Annotated in this window: 15 protein-coding genes; 4 read left to right on the forward strand and 11 right to left on the reverse strand. The window is 77.2% G+C overall.

Translation table 11 applies throughout. The features are described from left to right. Positions 1–28: 28 nt before the first annotated feature. On the reverse strand, positions 29–1,159 hold the full coding sequence (locus AB8M62_RS10770; protein ID WP_369069535.1) for a spore photoproduct lyase family protein: 1,131 nt from the start codon (positions 1,157–1,159) through the stop codon (positions 29–31). A gap of 168 nt (positions 1,160–1,327) precedes the next feature. Beyond that, on the reverse strand, positions 1,328–1,537 hold the full coding sequence (locus tag AB8M62_RS10775; RefSeq protein ID WP_369069536.1) for an I78 family peptidase inhibitor: 210 nt from the start codon (positions 1,535–1,537) through the stop codon (positions 1,328–1,330). Positions 1,538–1,613: 76 nt separating this feature from the next. Here AB8M62_RS10775 and AB8M62_RS10780 point away from each other — a divergent pair, with 76 nt between their 5' ends. Beyond that, complete coding sequence (locus AB8M62_RS10780; RefSeq protein ID WP_369069537.1) at positions 1,614–2,261, forward strand: hypothetical protein; 648 nt, start codon at positions 1,614–1,616, stop codon at positions 2,259–2,261. Here the strand turns inward: AB8M62_RS10780 and AB8M62_RS10785 are convergent. The 3 genes from AB8M62_RS10785 to AB8M62_RS10795 all read right to left on the reverse strand — a co-directional run bounded on the left by AB8M62_RS10785 (position 2,198) and on the right by AB8M62_RS10795 (position 7,151). After that, a complete protein-coding gene (locus AB8M62_RS10785) occupies positions 2,198–3,952 on the reverse strand; it encodes a putative bifunctional diguanylate cyclase/phosphodiesterase (protein ID WP_369069538.1) in 1,755 nt (584 codons plus the stop codon). The two genes, AB8M62_RS10780 and AB8M62_RS10785, sit on opposite strands and share 64 nt — an antisense overlap. A gap of 25 nt (positions 3,953–3,977) precedes the next feature. Next, a complete protein-coding gene (locus AB8M62_RS10790) occupies positions 3,978–4,568 on the reverse strand; it encodes a GNAT family N-acetyltransferase (protein WP_369069539.1) in 591 nt (196 codons plus the stop codon). A 486-nt stretch (positions 4,569–5,054) separates the two neighbouring features. Then, positions 5,055–7,151, reverse strand: a complete 2,097-nt coding sequence (locus AB8M62_RS10795) for a SpoIIE family protein phosphatase (protein ID WP_369055363.1) — start codon at positions 7,149–7,151, stop codon at positions 5,055–5,057. Between the two features lie 99 nt (positions 7,152–7,250). Here AB8M62_RS10795 and AB8M62_RS10800 point away from each other — a divergent pair, with 99 nt between their 5' ends. Next, positions 7,251–8,285: an LLM class flavin-dependent oxidoreductase gene (locus tag AB8M62_RS10800; protein ID WP_369055403.1), complete on the forward strand. Its 1,035-nt coding sequence runs from the start codon at positions 7,251–7,253 to the stop codon at positions 8,283–8,285. 189 nt (positions 8,286–8,474) lie between these two features. Then, positions 8,475–8,870 carry an immunity protein CdiI family protein gene (locus AB8M62_RS10805; RefSeq protein ID WP_369055361.1) on the forward strand — a complete coding sequence of 132 codons (396 nt, stop codon included), beginning with the start codon at positions 8,475–8,477 and terminating at the stop codon, positions 8,868–8,870. 33 nt (positions 8,871–8,903) lie between these two features. Here AB8M62_RS10805 and AB8M62_RS10810 read toward each other — a convergent pair whose 3' ends face one another. From AB8M62_RS10810 to AB8M62_RS10830, 5 genes are read right to left on the reverse strand one after another with little or no spacing between them, the layout of a single operon-like run. Continuing rightward, positions 8,904–9,173 (reverse strand): DUF4235 domain-containing protein, encoded by a 270-nt coding sequence (locus AB8M62_RS10810; RefSeq protein ID WP_369069540.1) that lies wholly within the window; start codon positions 9,171–9,173, stop codon positions 8,904–8,906. Then, positions 9,170–9,526, reverse strand: a complete 357-nt coding sequence (locus tag AB8M62_RS10815) for a DUF3618 domain-containing protein (protein ID WP_369069541.1) — start codon at positions 9,524–9,526, stop codon at positions 9,170–9,172. Before AB8M62_RS10815 ends, AB8M62_RS10810 begins: the two co-directional genes overlap by 4 nt. After that, a complete protein-coding gene (locus tag AB8M62_RS10820; RefSeq protein ID WP_369055355.1) occupies positions 9,523–10,026 on the reverse strand; it encodes a phage holin family protein in 504 nt (167 codons plus the stop codon). The genes AB8M62_RS10815 and AB8M62_RS10820 overlap by 4 nt, the downstream gene beginning before the upstream one ends. 58 nt (positions 10,027–10,084) lie before the next feature. After that, complete coding sequence (gene pruA / locus AB8M62_RS10825; protein WP_369069542.1) at positions 10,085–11,710, reverse strand: L-glutamate gamma-semialdehyde dehydrogenase; 1,626 nt, start codon at positions 11,708–11,710, stop codon at positions 10,085–10,087. Positions 11,711–11,738: 28 nt separating this feature from the next. After that, positions 11,739–12,668, reverse strand: a complete 930-nt coding sequence (locus AB8M62_RS10830) for a proline dehydrogenase family protein (RefSeq protein WP_369069543.1) — start codon at positions 12,666–12,668, stop codon at positions 11,739–11,741. Between the two features lie 133 nt (positions 12,669–12,801). Here AB8M62_RS10830 and AB8M62_RS10835 point away from each other — a divergent pair, with 133 nt between their 5' ends. Then, positions 12,802–13,974, forward strand: a complete 1,173-nt coding sequence (locus tag AB8M62_RS10835) for a helix-turn-helix domain-containing protein (protein ID WP_369069545.1) — start codon at positions 12,802–12,804, stop codon at positions 13,972–13,974. 24 nt (positions 13,975–13,998) lie between these two features. Here AB8M62_RS10835 and AB8M62_RS10840 read toward each other — a convergent pair whose 3' ends face one another. Next, positions 13,999–15,606, reverse strand: a complete 1,608-nt coding sequence (locus AB8M62_RS10840) for an MFS transporter (RefSeq protein WP_369069546.1) — start codon at positions 15,604–15,606, stop codon at positions 13,999–14,001. Between the last annotated feature and the right edge of the window lie 11 nt (positions 15,607–15,617).

Raw genomic sequence — 15,617 nt, forward strand, 5'->3', positions numbered from 1 at the left:
CCGCCCCGCGGGCGCCGCCGCAGCGGTCTCAGGTCCAGTACAGGACGCGCGCGGCGGGCAGCTCGCGCGCCAGGGCGTCCTCGAACCAGCCGCGCAGCTCGCGCGTCGTGGCCGCGTCGTAGACGTACTTCACGGCGCCGAACTTGCCGTGCTTGCGGGAGCGCGCCGACTCGTCCAGGTCGAGCTTGGTGCGCGGGTACCAGTCGAGCTGGACGTCCTTGCTCTTGGGCGTGAACCGGTGGGTGATGCACTCCACTGTCAGGTCCAGGCCGGGCACGCCGTCCAGCTCGGCGGCGGCCGCGGCCAGGAGGGCGCCGTACTCGGCGCGCCAGTCGTCCACCGGCATGATCGGCGCGATCGTCAGGCCGACGGGGTAGCCGGCGCGCGCCAGGCGGCCCAGGGCGGCCAGGCGCGCGGGCACCCGGGCGGTGCCGCCCTCGAAGCGCTCCACGTCGCGCACCCCGACCGACGCCCGCACGCGCGTGCGACCGCCGTGCGGCAGGGCCAGCAGGTCCTCGACGTCGTCGTACTTGGTCGTGAACCGCAGCTGGACCGGGCCGGCCCACTCGTGCGTGCCGAAGTGGGAGATCGTCGCCGACAGCGAGCCGGTGACGTGTTCCAGGGCGAGCGGGTCGGTGTAGCAGGACGCCTCGAAGGTCGTGCCCTCGTGACCGCGCGCGGCCGTGCCGGTGGTCACCGACCCGGCGCCGACGACGTCGTCGAGACCGGCCAGGACGCGCGGCAGGTCCGCGTACACGCGGGTGATGGGCGGGCCGGACAGCGACCCGGCCAGGTAGCAGTACTGGCAGTGCCCCGGGCAGCCCTGCGCGATGGGGAACGACCAGTCGGCGCTCGGCGGGATCGGCACGGGCTTGCGCGTGCTGGCGGCGCTGGTGACGAGGGCCAGGGTGCGCTTGGCGTCGCCGTAGCTGGCGTCGCGCAGGTTGGGCAGGCGGTCGCCGGACAGGAACCGCACGTCCTGGACGCCGGCGCGCTCGAGGCGCTGCAGGACCTGCTGGCCGTGCGGCTCGGCGGCGGCGGAGGCGGTGACGAGGACGGTGCGGGGCGTCCAGCGGACGGGGCGCGCGGGGCGGTCGGTGGACGTGGCGGAGGTGGCGGGGGTCTCGGTCGGGGTGCTGCTGGTGGGTGCGGCGGGCACGTCGTGTCCAACCGCGCGCACCGCGTGGACCATCCGCTGCGGGGTGTGACCTCCCCTACCCCCCCACCGTGATCTTGCTGGGAAACCCTGCAAGATCACGGCAGGGGTACGCGGTGATCATGGATGGGTGAAGGTTCACCCGTGCATGATCACGGCGGGAGGAAGGGGTCAGCCGGGGGCGAGGGAGCGCAGGGCGCCGTCAGCGTCGAGGTGGACGGTCAGGCGGGAGGGGGAGAACTCCATCGTCACGACGTCGCCGGGGCGCACGACGCGCACGACGCGGCCCTCGGCGCGGGCGCGGTCCTGCGCCTCCTGCCGCGTCAGGTCCCGGTACGCCTCGAACCAGGAGACGTCGAACGGGTCGTCGGCGCTGCTCACGGGACCGAGGGTGCGCCGGTGCGGGCCCGGCCGCGAGCCGAGGTGCGCGAGCGCGGGCCGCCGGAAGACTGGGCGGGTGCTGCACCGCGCCTTCCACGTCCTGGCCGCCACCCGCCGCGCCCGCGCCCTGCACCCCACCGGGGCGCTCGTGCCCGCCCGGCTGCACCGGCGCGGGCTCGGCTCCGGGGCGACGGGCGTGCCGTGGCTGGACGAGGCCGCCGACGAGCCGGCCCTCGTGCGCTTCTCCCGCGCGGCGGGGCTGCCCGTCCCGCTGCCCGACGTCCTCGGGCTGGCCGTGCGCACCTGGGACGGCGACGGGCGCCCGCGCGACCTCATGCTGTCCACGACCGGCACCCGGCCGCGGGCCCGCCGCTTCATCGTGCCGCGGCGGGCGTGGGGCAGCACCTACTCCTCGGTGCTGTCGTTCGCGAGCCCCGCCGGGCCGCTGCTGCTGGCCGCGCGCGCCGACGCCCGCGACCCGCGCGCCTTCGAGCTGGGCGTCGCCCGCCCGCACGGGCGCTGGCACCCGTTCGCGGACCTGGAGCTGCTCGCGGACCCCGAGCGCGCCGGGGACGACGACGGGCCCCGCTGGGACCCCGTCCTCAACCCCGTGCCCGGTCTGGAGATCCCCCCGCCGTGGCGGGGCGTGCGCGAGGCCGCCTACGCGGGCTCGCGCGAGGGACACCCCGGCCGGGCGGGGGCGTCGGTCGCGCGCACCCCCTGAGCCGGGTACCAGTGCTCCTCGGGCTCGGCGCGCCCGAAGTGCCAGCCCTGCGCGTAGCGCCAGCCCCGCTCGGCCAGCAGCCGGGCCTGCGCCGCCGTCTCCACGCCCTCGGCCAGCGCCTGCAGGGACAGGCCCGCCGCCAGCGCCGCGACGGCGTCGGCGATGCGCGCGCAGTCGCGGTCCCCGGGCAGGTCGGCGACGAAGGAGCGGTCCAGCTTCACGCCGTCCACGGGCAGCCGCCGCAGGTACGACAGGGCCGCCCAGCCGGTGCCGAAGTCGTCGATGAAGACGGGCACGCCCCGCGCTGACAGCGCCCGCAGCTCGGCCACGGGCACCGGGTCGTCGGCCAGCAGCGCGGTCTCCAGCAGCTCCACGACCAGCCGCTGCGGTGCGACGCCGCGGCGGGCCAGGCCCTCGGTCACGGTCGCGGCCCACGTGCCGTCCAGGCGGCGGGCGGACACGTTGACGGCCACGTGGACGCCGGGGCGGCGCTGCAGGAAGTCCAGCGCGGCCGTCAGGACGACGGCGTCCACGACGGCGTCCAGGCCGCTCTCCTCCGCGGCGGGCAGGAAGTCGGCCGGCAGGAGCAGGCCGCGCTCGGGGTGGCGCCAGCGCGCGAGCGCCTCGAAGCCGACGCGGCGCTGCTCGCGCAGGTCCACGACCGGCTGGTAGTGCACCTCCAGCTCGCCGCGGCGCAGCCCGCGGCGCAGGTCCTCCTCGGCGTCCAGGGAGCGCAGGGCGCGCTCGCGCGCGGCCGGGCAGTGCAGCCGCACGGCGCCGCGACCGGCGCGCCCGGCCTCCCCCAGCGCCGAGGAGGCGTCGCGCAGCAGCGCCTCGGCGGCCCGAGCGGCCTCCTCGGGCCCGGCGCCGCCCGCGTCGGGGCGGGCGAGCGCCACCCCGGCGCGCAGGGTGGTGGTGACGTCGCGCCCGGCCAGCGGGACGACGAGGGGGGCGGCCAGGCGCCGGGCCGCGCGCAGCGCCGTCGCGGGGTCGGCCACCGCGCCGAGGACGGCGACGAACTCGTCCGGCGCCACGCGGGCCACGAGGTCGCCGGCGCGCAGTCGCTCCGGCAGGGCGCGGGCCACCACGGCCAGCAGCTCGTCGCCCGCACCGCGGCCCAGGGCGTCGTTGACGACGGCGAGGCGGTCGACGTCGCAGTGCACGACGGCCAGCGGCGCGGGGGCACCGGGCCCGTCGGCGCCCAGCAGCGCGGTCAGCGCCGCCAGGAGCGCCGGGCGGCCGGGCAGGCCGGTCAGGGCGTCGCGCCCGGCGCCGGCGGGCAGGGCGCGCGCGGGTTCGGCGCCGTCCCCGGCCGGGGCCAGGCGCGCGACGACGACGGGGCGGCCGGCCGCGGCGCCGCTGAGGCTGAGCGAGGAGCGGGCGGCGAACGACGTCCCGTCGAGGCGGTGCACGACGCCCTCGGCGCTCAGCGGCGGCGCTCCGGCGCCGGCGGCCAGCAGCCGCGCCACGGCGGCGGGCAGGTCGAAGAGGCCGCCGTCGACGCGCACGACCTCGTGCAGCCGCCGGCCCAGCAGGTCGCGGGGGCGGCCGGCGACGAGCGCGCAGTAGGCGGGGTCGACCTCCAGGACGACCCCGTCGTCGTCGGTGAGCGCGGTCCCGGCGCGGTCGGACCCCGCGCGGGGCGCGCGCCGGCCGTCCGCCCCGGGCTCCACGAGCGCACCGTGCGTCACAGCGCCTCCTCTCGACGCCTCCGTTCTAGAAGATGCCCGGTGCGCGGCCCGTTGTCGACCGCGACGGCGTGTCACCGCGCTGCGGCACCGTCGTCGTCGCGGCCGCGGGGGCGCCGGGCAGCGTCTTGGCGAAGAAGGTCGTGCCGGTGAAGGTCCCGCGCGGGGACAGGGCGTACCTCTCGACGGTGCCCACCCGCCGCCAGCCCCAGCGGGGGTAGACGGACTCGGCCGCGCTGCCGGTCTCGGTGTCCAGCACCAGCAGCCAGCGCCCGGCCCGCGCGGCCTCCGCCTCGGCGGCGGCCACCAGGGCGCCCGCCGTCCCGCGGCCGCGGGCGTCGCGGTGCACGAGCAGCTTGGCCAGCTCGGCGCGGTGGGCGCCGTTGGCGGGACCCGCGGGCACGAGGGACACCGTCCCGACGACGCGGCCGCCCCCGCGCGCCACCCACGTCCACGCCCCGCCGGTCAGCCAGGACGCCCACCAGGCGCGGGCGGCGGCCGGGTCGGGGACGGCGGGGAAGCCGACGCTGGCGCCGTCGTCGACGGCGTCGCGCAGGACGTCGGCCAGGCCGTCGAGGACGTCGGCGGGCGGCGGGACGGGGACGCGCTCGATCTCCACCGGCGCATCCTGCCCGCGCGTCCTGCCCGGTGCCGCCACCCGCCCGGTCCCCCGCTGGACGCCGGGCGCCCGGCGGCGGTCCCATGGGGCGGTGACGGGCGGAGCGCGGGAGGGCTGGCGGGCGGGGCGCGCCGGGCGGGCGTGGGCGGTGTACCGGGCGGTGCGCACGGCACCGGCGACCGCGCTGGCGCTGGTGTGGGCGCGCGCGCACGGGGCGCAGGTGCGGGTGGGGCCGGACCTGTTCGTGGAGTGCTCGGGGATGCCGCGCGGCACGTACGGGCGCGGAGGCACCACGGTGGGCTGCGTGTGGCTGCACGGCGGGCTGGGCGGGCCGGAGCGGCGGCGCCACGAGGTGCGCCACGCCGACCAGTACGCGCTGCTGGGGACGGTGCCGTTCCTGCTGCTGTACGGGCTGAACGCGGCGCTGACCCGCAACGAGCCGCACCGCAACGTCTTCGAGCGGTGGGCGGGCCTCGCCGAGGGGGGTTACGCGAGCGGGACGCCGGGCTCGCGCACCCGGACGGCGAGGACGGCGATGTCGTCCTCGGCGGCGCCGGCCACGAGGTCCAGCAGCCGGTCGCAGACCTCGTCGGGGGCCAGGTGGGCCAGCTCGCCGGCGGTGCGCCGCAGCCAGGCCAGCCCGTCGTCGACGGAGGCGCCGCGGCGCTCGACGAGGCCGTCGGTGTAGAGCAGGACGGTCGCCCCGGCCGGCAGGCCGTGCACGTGGTCGGCGCGCGAGCACTCGGCGTCCAGGCCGAGCAGCAGGTCGGGGTCGGTGCGCAGCAGCTCGGCGCGCCCCGGCCCGCCGTCCTCGCCGGGCAGCAGCACGACGGGCGGCGGGTGCCCGGCGTTGGACCAGCGCAGCCGCCAGGTGGAGCCGTCGGCGACCTGCTCGACGGTGGCCAGGACGGCCGTGGCCAGGGCGCCCACGCCGAGGTCGCGCATGGCGCGGTCCAGTGCGGTGAACGCGGCCGCGGGGGACACCTCGAGGCTGTAGCCGATGCCGCGCAGCAGGTTGCGCACCTGCCCCATCGCGGCGGCGGCCTCCTGGTCGTGGCCGGTGACGTCGCCGATGACCAGGCAGGTGGTGCCGGTGGCGGTGAGGAAGGCGTCGTGCCAGTCGCCGCCGACCTGGGCGTGCTCGGCGGCGGGCAAGTAGCGCACGGCGATCTGCAGGTGCCCGGGCTGGGGGGCGGCGGTCAGCAGGCTGCGCTGGAGGGTCTCGGCCAGCGAGCGCACGGCCTCGGCGGCCTCGCGCTCGGCGCGGCGGGCGCGCACGCGGTCCAGGGCCTGGGCGGTGGAGGCGGCCAGCGCGGACAGGACGTCGCGCTCCTCGACGGAGACGGTCCGCTGCCCGCGCCAGGACAGCCCGAGGGCGCCGACGAGGCGGTCGGCCACGCGCAGCGGGCGGGCCGCGGCGCCGCCGCGCTCGTCAGCGGTGAACTGCGCGACGCCGTCGAGGGCGCGCTCCAGCAGCGGCACGGACGGGTCCTCGCGGTCGCCGAGGACCCGCAGGGGCGCCCCGCCGGCGGGGTCGACGAGGCCGAGGACGACGCCGTCGGAGTGCACGAGGTCGGCGGCCTTGGCGGCCAGGACGCCGAGGACCTCCTCCTCGTCCTCGGCGTCGGGCAGCGTCTGGGCGACCTCGACGAGTCCGCGCAGGCGCTGGGCGTGCTCGGCCTGCTGGTCGGCGCGGCGGCGCTCGGCCTCGTAGGAGCCGGCCACGGACAGCGCGTCGCCCAGGGAGGAGGCGACCAGGCGCAGGAACCCCAGGTAGGCGGCGTCGACGGCCAGGTGGGGGCTCAGGCGCACGGCCAGGACGCCGACGGACTCGCTGGCGCGCACGCCGGGGATGCGCAGCCAGGCGGTGCGCCCGTCGGGGCCCTCGGCGACGACGGCGTCGCGGGCGCCCAGGTCGTCGGGCGGCGGCGGCAGGCGGTGCTCGCGGCGGGCGCCGGGCAGGTGCAGCTCGGCCAGCGGCATGTCGGCGGGGTCGGTGGCCAGGACCTCCAGGGCGCGGTCGGGGAAGTCCTCGCGCGACTCCAGCTCGGTGGCCAGGTCGCCCAGGCGGGTCAGCAGCTCCAGGCGGCGGCGGTCCAGGACCTGGTTCGTCGTCTCGGTGGACAGGTCGAGGATGCCGGCGAGGCCGCCGTCGTCGTCCATCACCGGGGAGTAGGAGAAGGTGAACCAGCACTCCTCGAGGAAGCCGCGCCGCTCCAGCATGAGCGGCATGTCCTCGACCCAGGTGGCGTGCCCGGCGCGGGCCTGGGCGAACAGGGGCTCGATGGCGTCCCACGCCTCGGGGAAGACCGCGCGCACGGGCCGCCCGAGCGCGCCGGGGTGCTTGTCGGCGACCATGGCGGCGTAGGCGTCGTTGTAGAGCATGGTCAGGTCGTCGCCCCAGCACAGGAGGGCGGGGAAGCGGGTGTCGAGGACTGTCTGCAGGGCCCGCAGCAGGGAGGCCGGCCACGTCGCGGGGTCGCCGACCGAGGTGGCCGACCAGTCGACCGCCTCGTAGGCCGGCTTCAGGTCGCCGGCGCGGGCGAACAGGACGCGGTGCGGCACCTGCTGACCGTAGGGCATCCGGCGGGCTCGTCCACCCGGGCGAGCGGCGGGAACACCCGGCCGGGCACAGTCGTTGAAGGGTCAACCAGATCGTCGAGGGAGGACACCATGGCCGGCATCGAGATCGGCGTCAGCTCGTTCGCGGAGACCACCGCCGACCCCGTGACGGGCGAGGTGATGAGCCACGCGCAGCGGCTGCAGGAGGTCGTCGAGGAGGTCGTCGTCGCCGACCAGGTCGGCCTGGACGTGTACGGCCTCGGTGAGCACCACCGCCCCGACTACGCGGCCTCCGCCCCCGCCGTCGTGCTGGCCGCCGCGGCCGCCCGCACCCAGCGCATCCGCCTGACGAGCGCCGTCACCGTGCTGTCCTCCGACGACCCGGTGCGCGTCTTCCAGGACTTCGCCACGCTCGACGGCCTGTCCGGCGGGCGCGCGGAGATCATCGCCGGGCGCGGCTCCTTCATCGAGAGCTTCCCGCTGTTCGGGCAGGACCTGTCCGACTACGACGAGCTGTTCGCCGAGAACCTCGAGCTGCTGCTGGCCGTGCGCGCCTCCGAGCGGGTGACGTGGCGCGGCGGGCACCGCCCCGCCATCCACGACCGCGGCGTCTACCCGCGGCCCGTGCAGGACCCGCTGCCGGTGTGGATCGGCGTGGGCGGCAACCCGCAGTCGGTCGTGCGCGCCGGCACCCTGGGCCTGCCGCTGGCCATCGCGATCATCGGCGGGATGCCCGAGCAGTTCGGCCCGCTGGCCGACCTGTACCGGCGCGCGGGCGAGCAGGCCGGCCACGACCCGGCGACGCTGCGGGTGGCGACCCACTCGCACGGCTTCGTCGCCGACACCACCGAGCAGGCCGTCGAGCTGCAGTTCCCCTCGTACCAGCACGCGATGAACGTCATCGGCCGCGACCGCGGCTGGCACCACTACAGCCGCACCAGCTACGAGGCCGGGCGCAGCCGCCGCGGGGCCCTGGCGGTCGGCTCGCCCGAGGACGTCGCCGAGAAGATCCTGTGGCAGCACCAGCACCTGGGCATCGACCGCTACATGCTCCACGTGAGCACGGGGACCATGCCGCACGCGGAGGTCCTGCGGGCCATCGAGCTGCTGGGCACCAAGGTCGCCCCGATCGTGCGCGAGCGCCTCGGGGAGTGATCCCGGCCGGCCCGGCGCGGGTGTCCGGCGCGTTCCCGGCCGGTGACGGACGGGTTGCCCCCGGGTGACCGGCGGGTTCCCGGCGGGTGACCGGCGGGTTTCGCCGCGCAGGTGACGAGCGGGTCACGGAGTGGTCCAGGACGGTCATCGACGTCCTGGACCTCTCCGGAACTGCCCTACCCTCGTCACGTGCCGTTCACGCGACTCCGCCTGATGACGGACTACCAGGCCCCCACCCCGCTGTGGGCGCCCGCCGACCTCGGGGGCTTCCCCCTGACGCGCACGCACCTGGACGACCTCGGCCTGCCGTGCGAGCTGTCCAACGACCTGCTGCGCTGGCAGGCCTTCTTCGACGAGCACCACCCCGTCGAGCTGTGCGGGTGGGACTCGCCCCTCTCGTGCGCGCAGTACGTCTCGCAGGGCGTCACCCTGCAGCGGCGGCTGTCCGAGGAGCTGCCCGGCGCGCGGGTCGACCTGGACCTGTGGCCGGTGCCGTCGGAGGACCACCACGACGAGCACCACCACGAGGAGCCGCGCCGGGCGTTCTCGCCGGCGCGGCCCACGGCGGGCGCCGGCCGCGCCTGAGCCCGGCCGGCACCACCGCGGGACGACCGCGCGTCAGTCCCCGGGCCAGTACCCGGTGAGGCGCTGGAAGGCCACCGCTCCCCCGCGGTCGGCGGCCGCCTTCACCACCGCGAAGACCATCCCCTGCAGCGCCGCGGCGAGCAGCACCTCCTTCCAGGGGTACTCCGCCTGCAGCGCGTCGGGCGCGTCGTCCTCGCCGGAGACCTTCTTCCACACGCGCTTGACGATCGCGCCGGCCAGCACACCGCCGAGGACACCGCTCGCGAGGCCGATGGGCCGGTAGGCCAGCTTGGCGCCGTTCACCGCTCGCGCCGCACGATCAGCCAGACGGCCACGGCCGTGGCCACGACGATGGCGCCCAGCAGGACACCGCTCTGCTGCTTCGGGCTGCCCGGCGCCTGCGCGCTGGTGTCGTGGACCTTGGAGGTGACCACGGACAGCTTGGCGGCCGCGGTGGCGCGGGCGTCCTCGGCGGCGTGCCGGGCCTGGCCCTTGACCTCCTCGACCTTGGCCTGGGCCTGCGCCTTGACGTCGGCCTTGGCGGCCAGGGCGTCGGCGGTCTCGGCCAGGCGCTCGCGCGTGACGGCGATGTCCCTCTCCAGGGCGTCGCGGTCGGCGGGCGGGCCGCTTCGCGGGTCGTGGGGAACGGTGCTCATCGGCGGAAGCCCTCCTTGACGGCGTCGACGTCCTTCTTCACGCCCTCCACGGCGGCCTCGGGCACCGGCGGGGTGGCCTGCTCGATCTCCTTCTTGCCGACCAGGCCGGCCACGGCGGCCAGCGCGAACAGCACGACGGCGACGATGAGCGCGGCCAGCCACGGGCTGACGACGAGGGAGAGCGCGAGGATCGCGGTCGTCACGACCGCGCCGATCCCGAAGAAGGCCAGCAGCCCGGCGACGGAGAAGGCGCCGATGCCGAGGCCGGCCTTCTTGCCCTTCTCCTTCAGGTCCATCTGCGCGAGCGCGACCTCGTCGCGCACCAGGCGCGACATGTGCTGCGTGAGGTCGCTGACGAGCTGGCCGACCGACGCGTCGGCCGGGGAGCCCTGGCGGGCGCCCGTGGCGACCGGGCCGGGACCCTCGGTGCGGTGCACGCTGAGGCCGTCCGCCGACGCGGCGGTGGCCCCGCTGGACGGGGAGCTCGTGGGTTGGCTCATGCCCGGTGTCCTACCCCGCCCCGCGCCCGGGGAAACCCGGGGCGCGGGACGGGTGTGATCACCCCATGTGGGGGTAGCGGTGGTCGGTCGCCGGCACGAACGTCTCCTTGACGACCCGGGGGCTGGTCCAGCGCTGCAGGTTGAGCACCGAGCCGGCCTTGTCGTTGGTGCCGGAGGCGCGCGAGCCGCCGAACGGCTGCTGCCCGACGACGGCGCCGGTGGGGCGGTCGTTGACGTAGAAGTTGCCGGCGGCGAAGCGCAGCGCGCTCGACGCCTCCTCCACGGCGGCGCGGTCGTCGGCGACCACCGCGCCGGTCAGCCCGTACGGGGAGCCGGCGTCCACGGTGCGCAGCACGTCGGAGAAGCGGTCGTCGTCGTAGACGTGCACGGCCAGCAGCGGGCCGAAGTACTCCTCGCGGAACGCCGCGTCGGTCGGGTCGTCGCCCAGCAGGACGGTGGGGCGCACGAAGAAGCCCTCGGAGTCGTCGTAGGCGCCGCCGGCCGCGACCTGCAGCCCGTCGGTGGCCTTGGCCCGGTCGATCGCGGCGGCGTTCTTGGCGAACGAGCGGTCGTCGATGACGGCGCCGCCGAAGTTCGACAGGTCCCGCACGTCCCCGAACGGCAGGGCGTCGACGGTGCCGAGGAAGTCCTCGCCCATCCGCGCCCACACCGAGCGCGGGACGAACGCCCGCGAGGCCGCGGAGCACTTCTGCCCCTGGTACTCGAACGCGCCGCGCACCAGGGCGGTCGTCAGGACGGCCGGGTCGGCCGAGGCGTGCGCGACGACGAAGTCCTTGCCGCCGGTCTCCCCGACCAGCCGCGGGTAGGTGCGGTAGGAGGCGATGTTCTCGCCCACGGTGCGCCACAGGTGCTGGAAGGTGGCGGTGGAGCCGGTGAAGTGGATCCCGGCCAGGCGCGGGTCGGCCAGCACGACGTCGGAGACGTCCCGGCCGTCACCGGTGACCATGTTGACGACGCCGTCGGGCAGGCCGGCGGCCTCCAGCAGGCGCATCGTCCACCACGCCGACAGCGTCTGGGTGGGCGACGGCTTCCACACGACGGTGTTGCCCATGAGCGCCGGCGCGGTGGGCAGGTTGCCGGCGATGGCGGTGAAGTTGAACGGGGTGACGGCGTAGACGAACCCCTCCAGCGGGCGGTGGTCCAGCCGGTTCCACACCCCCGGGCTCGACACGGGCTGCTCGGCGATGAGCCGGCGCCCGAACGCGACGTTGAAGCGCCAGAAGTCCACCAGCTCGCAGGGGGTGTCGATCTCGGCCTGCTGGGCGGTCTTGGACTGCCCGAGCATCGTGGCGGCGGCGATCCGCTCGCGCCACGGCCCGGCCAGCAGGTCCGCGGCGCGCAGGAACACGGCGGCGCGGTCGTCGTAGCTCATCGCCGCCCAGGCGGGGGCGGCGGCCGTGGCGGCCTCGACGGCCGCGCGGGCGTCCTCGTGGGTGGCGGTGCCGAAGGTGCCGAGCACCTCCGCGTGCGCGTGCGGCTGCACGACGTCGGCGCGCGCACCGCCGCCGAGGGCCTGCCGGCCGCCGATCGTCTGGGTCAGCTCGACCGGGGTCGCCGACTGGGCGCGCAGCTCGGCCAGGAGGCGCTCGCGCTCGGGACTGCCGGGCGCGTAGGAGTGGACGGGCTCGTTGACGGGGGCGGGGACGGAGGTCACCGACTGCACGGGGGGTTCTCCTCTTCGTGTCGGGGGTTCAGCGGCTGACGAGGGAGCGGGCGAAGAACGCGAGGTTGGCGGGGCGCTCGGCCAGGCGGCGGGAGAAGTAGCCGTACCAGTCGGTGCCGAAGGGGACGTAGACGCGCACGCGGCGGCCGTCGCCGGCCAGGCGCTCCTGCTCGTCGGTGCGGATGCCGTAGAGCATCTGGAACTCGCCGCGGGGCTCCCCGTCCGCGGCGGGTTCCCCGAGCAGCTCCTCGGTGATGGCGACCAGGCGCGGGTCGTGGGTGCCGGCCATCGGGTAGGCGCCGCCGTCGAGCAGGACGCGCAGGCAGCGCACCCACGCCCGGTCCACGTCGGCGCGGTGCTGGTGGGCCACGGACGCCGGTTCGGCGTAGGCGCCCTTGACCAGCCGCACCCGGCTGCCGGGGTGCGCCAGGTCGCGGGCGTCGGCGAGCGTGCGGTGCAGCATCGACTGCAGGACGCAGCCCACCCGCGGCACGTCCGCGCGCAGGGAGCGCAGCGTCTCCAGGGTGGCGTCGACGGTGGCCGAGCCCTCCATGTCGAGGGTGACGTCGACACCGCGGGCGGTGGCGCGCTCGACGAGGCGGTGGGCGCGCTCGGTCGCCGCGCGCGGTCCGTCCGGGCCGAGGGCCTGCCCCAGCGCGGACAGCTTCACCGACACCTCGTCGCCCTGCGCGAGGCCGGCGTCGGCGAGGCGGTCCACGAGCTGCCCGTACGCCTCGACGGTCGCGTCGGCCTGCGCCGGGTCGGTGACGTCCTCGCCGAGGACGTCGAGGGTGGCGCGCAGGCCGCGGGTGCGCAGCGCGGTCACCGCGCCCAGCGCCGCCTCGACGTCCTCGCCCGGCACGAACCTGCGCACGACGGGGCGGCTGAGGCCGCTGCGCGTGACCACCGACCGCACCGACCCGTTGCCCGCGACACCCAGCACCAGCTGACCGAACACGGCTCGCCCCTCTCGTCGTCGGCGCCCGTGCGAGCGCCGTGCGTCCGACGGTAGGAGCGGCGGGCGGGCTGCGGGAGGGACGAGCGTCACGTCCTGGCCCGCTTCCGTCATCCAGATGTACGACGATGGGCGGGTGACGCGCAGGGACGGCGGGACGGACGGCGCCGCGGCCGAGCTGCAGGAGCTCGTCGACGAGGTCGCCGCGGCCACGGGCGCGCCCACGACGCTGGAGGACCGCGACCTGCACCTGGTCGCCTCCTCCGGGCACGACGACGTCATCGACGAGGTGCGGCGCACCTCGATCCTGCGGCGGCGCTCCAGCGCGCAGGTGCAGGAGCTGTTCGGCGGGTTCGGCATCGCCCGCGCGCAGCGGCCGCTGCGCATCCCCGGCGGCGCCGTCCCCGGTCTGCTGGGCCGCTGGTGCGTGCCGGTGCGCTGGCGCGGCGTCACCCACGGGTACCTGTGGCTGCTGGACCCCGAGGAGCGGGTCAGCGCCGCGCGGCTGGACGCCCTCACCGACGTGGCCGTGCAGGTCGCCGCGACGCTGGCGCTGCGGGCGCGGGCGCGGGACCGCTCCTCGTGGGCGGTGGGCGAGCTGCTGTCGGGCGACGCCGGGTCGCGGGCGCGCGCGGTGGAGGAGCTGCGCCGCGACGGGCTGCTGCCCGCCGACCCCGCCGCGCCGGTGGTCGTCGTGGCGCTCGCCCCGCGCGACGCCTCCCCGCTGGGGCCGGTGAACTCCTGGCTGCTGCCGCGCGGGGTGCTCAGCGCCCCCGTCGGGCACCGCGCCGCGCTCGTCGTGCCCGCCGGCGCGCCCGAGGCGGCGGGGGTGGCGGCGCGTGCCGCCCGGACGCTGACCGCGCAGCACCCCGGCGGGGTGGCCGCGGGGGTGTCCGGGCCGGTGGCGGCCGGCGACGGGCACACCGGCTGGCGGCAGGCCGACGCGTGCCTGCGCGTGGCGCGCGGCGCCGGGGGCGGGGCCGGCGGGGTGTCGGTGCGGGCGTGGGAGGGGCTGGGCGCGCACCGGTTGCTCGCGCTGGCCGAACCGGCCGCGCTGGCCGCCGTCGTCGTCGACGCCCGGGCGCGCGCGCTGCTGGACGGCGACCCCGACCTGCTGCTGACGGCCCGCACCTACCTGGACCTGGCCGGCAGCGCGCAGCGCACCGCGCGGGCGCTGTCGGTGCACCGGCAGACGCTGTACGCGCGGCTGCGGCGGGTGCGGGAGGTCACCGGTGTGGACCTCGACGACGGGCGCGAGCGCCTGGCGCTGCACCTGGCGCTCGTGCTGGCGGAGGAGAGCGGGGGCTGACAGCCGGCAGGGCACCAGGGGTCTTCAGCCGGCGTCCGTCGGCACGTCACCGCCCCCGGCGCGGGGCACCGCCCGGGCCGGGACCGGGTCGCAGTCCGCCCGGCCGGTCCCGTCGACCCGCGTCGTCAAGGGTGGCCCGCCGAGGCCCGCGCAGTGGCGCAGCTGCCGGGGGGCCTGCCCGGAGCCGCCGGGAGCCGGCGCGGCGAGCGCGTCGCGGCGGATGGTGACCGCGGCGAGCAGCCCCCCGGCCACCAGCACCCCGGCCGAGATCCACACCGCCGTGCCGAACCCCGCGTCGAAGGCGGCCGGGTCGTCGTACACCTCGCCGCGCAGGCCCGCCAGGGCCGGGACGGCGGCGACCGCCGCGAGGCCGGCGGTGCGGGCGACCGCGTTGTTGACGCCGGACGCCGTGCCGGCGTGCTCGGGCGGCGCCGCCGCCAGGGCGGTGGCGGTCAGCGGGGACACCACGACCGCCAGCCCGAGACCGAACACCAGGACCGCCGGCAGGACGCTCCCGGCGTAGGTGGCGCCGGCGTCGACGCGCTGCATGAGCAGGACCCCGCCCGCGCAGACCAGCGGCCCGACGGCCATCTGCGTCCGGGGTCCGATCCTGGTGGCCAACGCGCCCGAGGGGGCGGACAGCAGCAGCACCACCACCGTCACCGGCAGCAGGGCGGTGCCCGCGGCCAGCGGGGAGAACCCGGCGACCACCTGCAGCTGCACGACGAGCAGGAAGAACACCGCCCCGAAACCCCCGTAGACCACGAACGTCACGGCGTTCACGGCGCTGAACCGCGCGTCGGCGAACGCCGTCAGCGGAATCACCGGCCGGCTGACCCGCCGCTCGGTCACGACGAAGGCGACCGCGGCGGCCAGCCCGACCGCCAGCGCGGCGAGCACCGCTGCGTCGACGCCCTCCTCGCCCGCCGCGATCAGGGCGTACGTCAGACCGGCCAGCGCGGCCGCGCCCAGGAGCGCACCCACCGCGTCGACGCGGCCCCCCGCTCCCGGGTCCCGCGTCTCGGGGACGTGCCGCACCGCCAGCCACACCGCGCAGCCCGCTACCGGCAGGTTCACCAGGAAGACCCAGCGCCAGGACGCCGTCTCGACCAGCCAACCGCCCAGGAACGGCCCGACGGCGGTCGCCACACCGCCCAGCCCCGACCAGGCACCGATGGCGCGACCGCGGTCCTGCTCGGTGAACGACGCCTGCAGCACCGCCAGGCTCCCGGGGACCAGCAGCGCCGCACCCACCCCCTGCAGGGCCCGGGCCGCGACGAGGAACCCCGTCGACGGGGCCAGGCCGCACAGCAGTGACGCCGCGGCGAACCAGACGACGCCGACCACGAAGATCCGCCGCCTGCCGAACCGGTCCCCCAGCACGCCCCCGAGCAGGATGAACGAGGCGAGCGTGAGGGCGTACGCCGTCACCACCCACTGCAGCGACGTGAACCCCGCGCCCAGGGAGGCCCCGAGCGCCGGCAGGGCCACGTTCACCACCGTGGCGTCGATGCCCGCGAGCCCGGAACCCAGGACGCTGGCCACCAGCAGCCACCGCCCCGCGGCCGAGTCGAGGCGCAGGGGCCGTCCCCGGTCCTCGTGCTCCTCGGCGGGAGTGCCCGACGGTCCCACCCCGGCCACCC

The organism is Kineococcus terrestris (assembly GCF_041020755.1).
GTDB lineage: Bacteria > Actinomycetota > Actinomycetes > Actinomycetales > Kineococcaceae > Kineococcus > Kineococcus terrestris.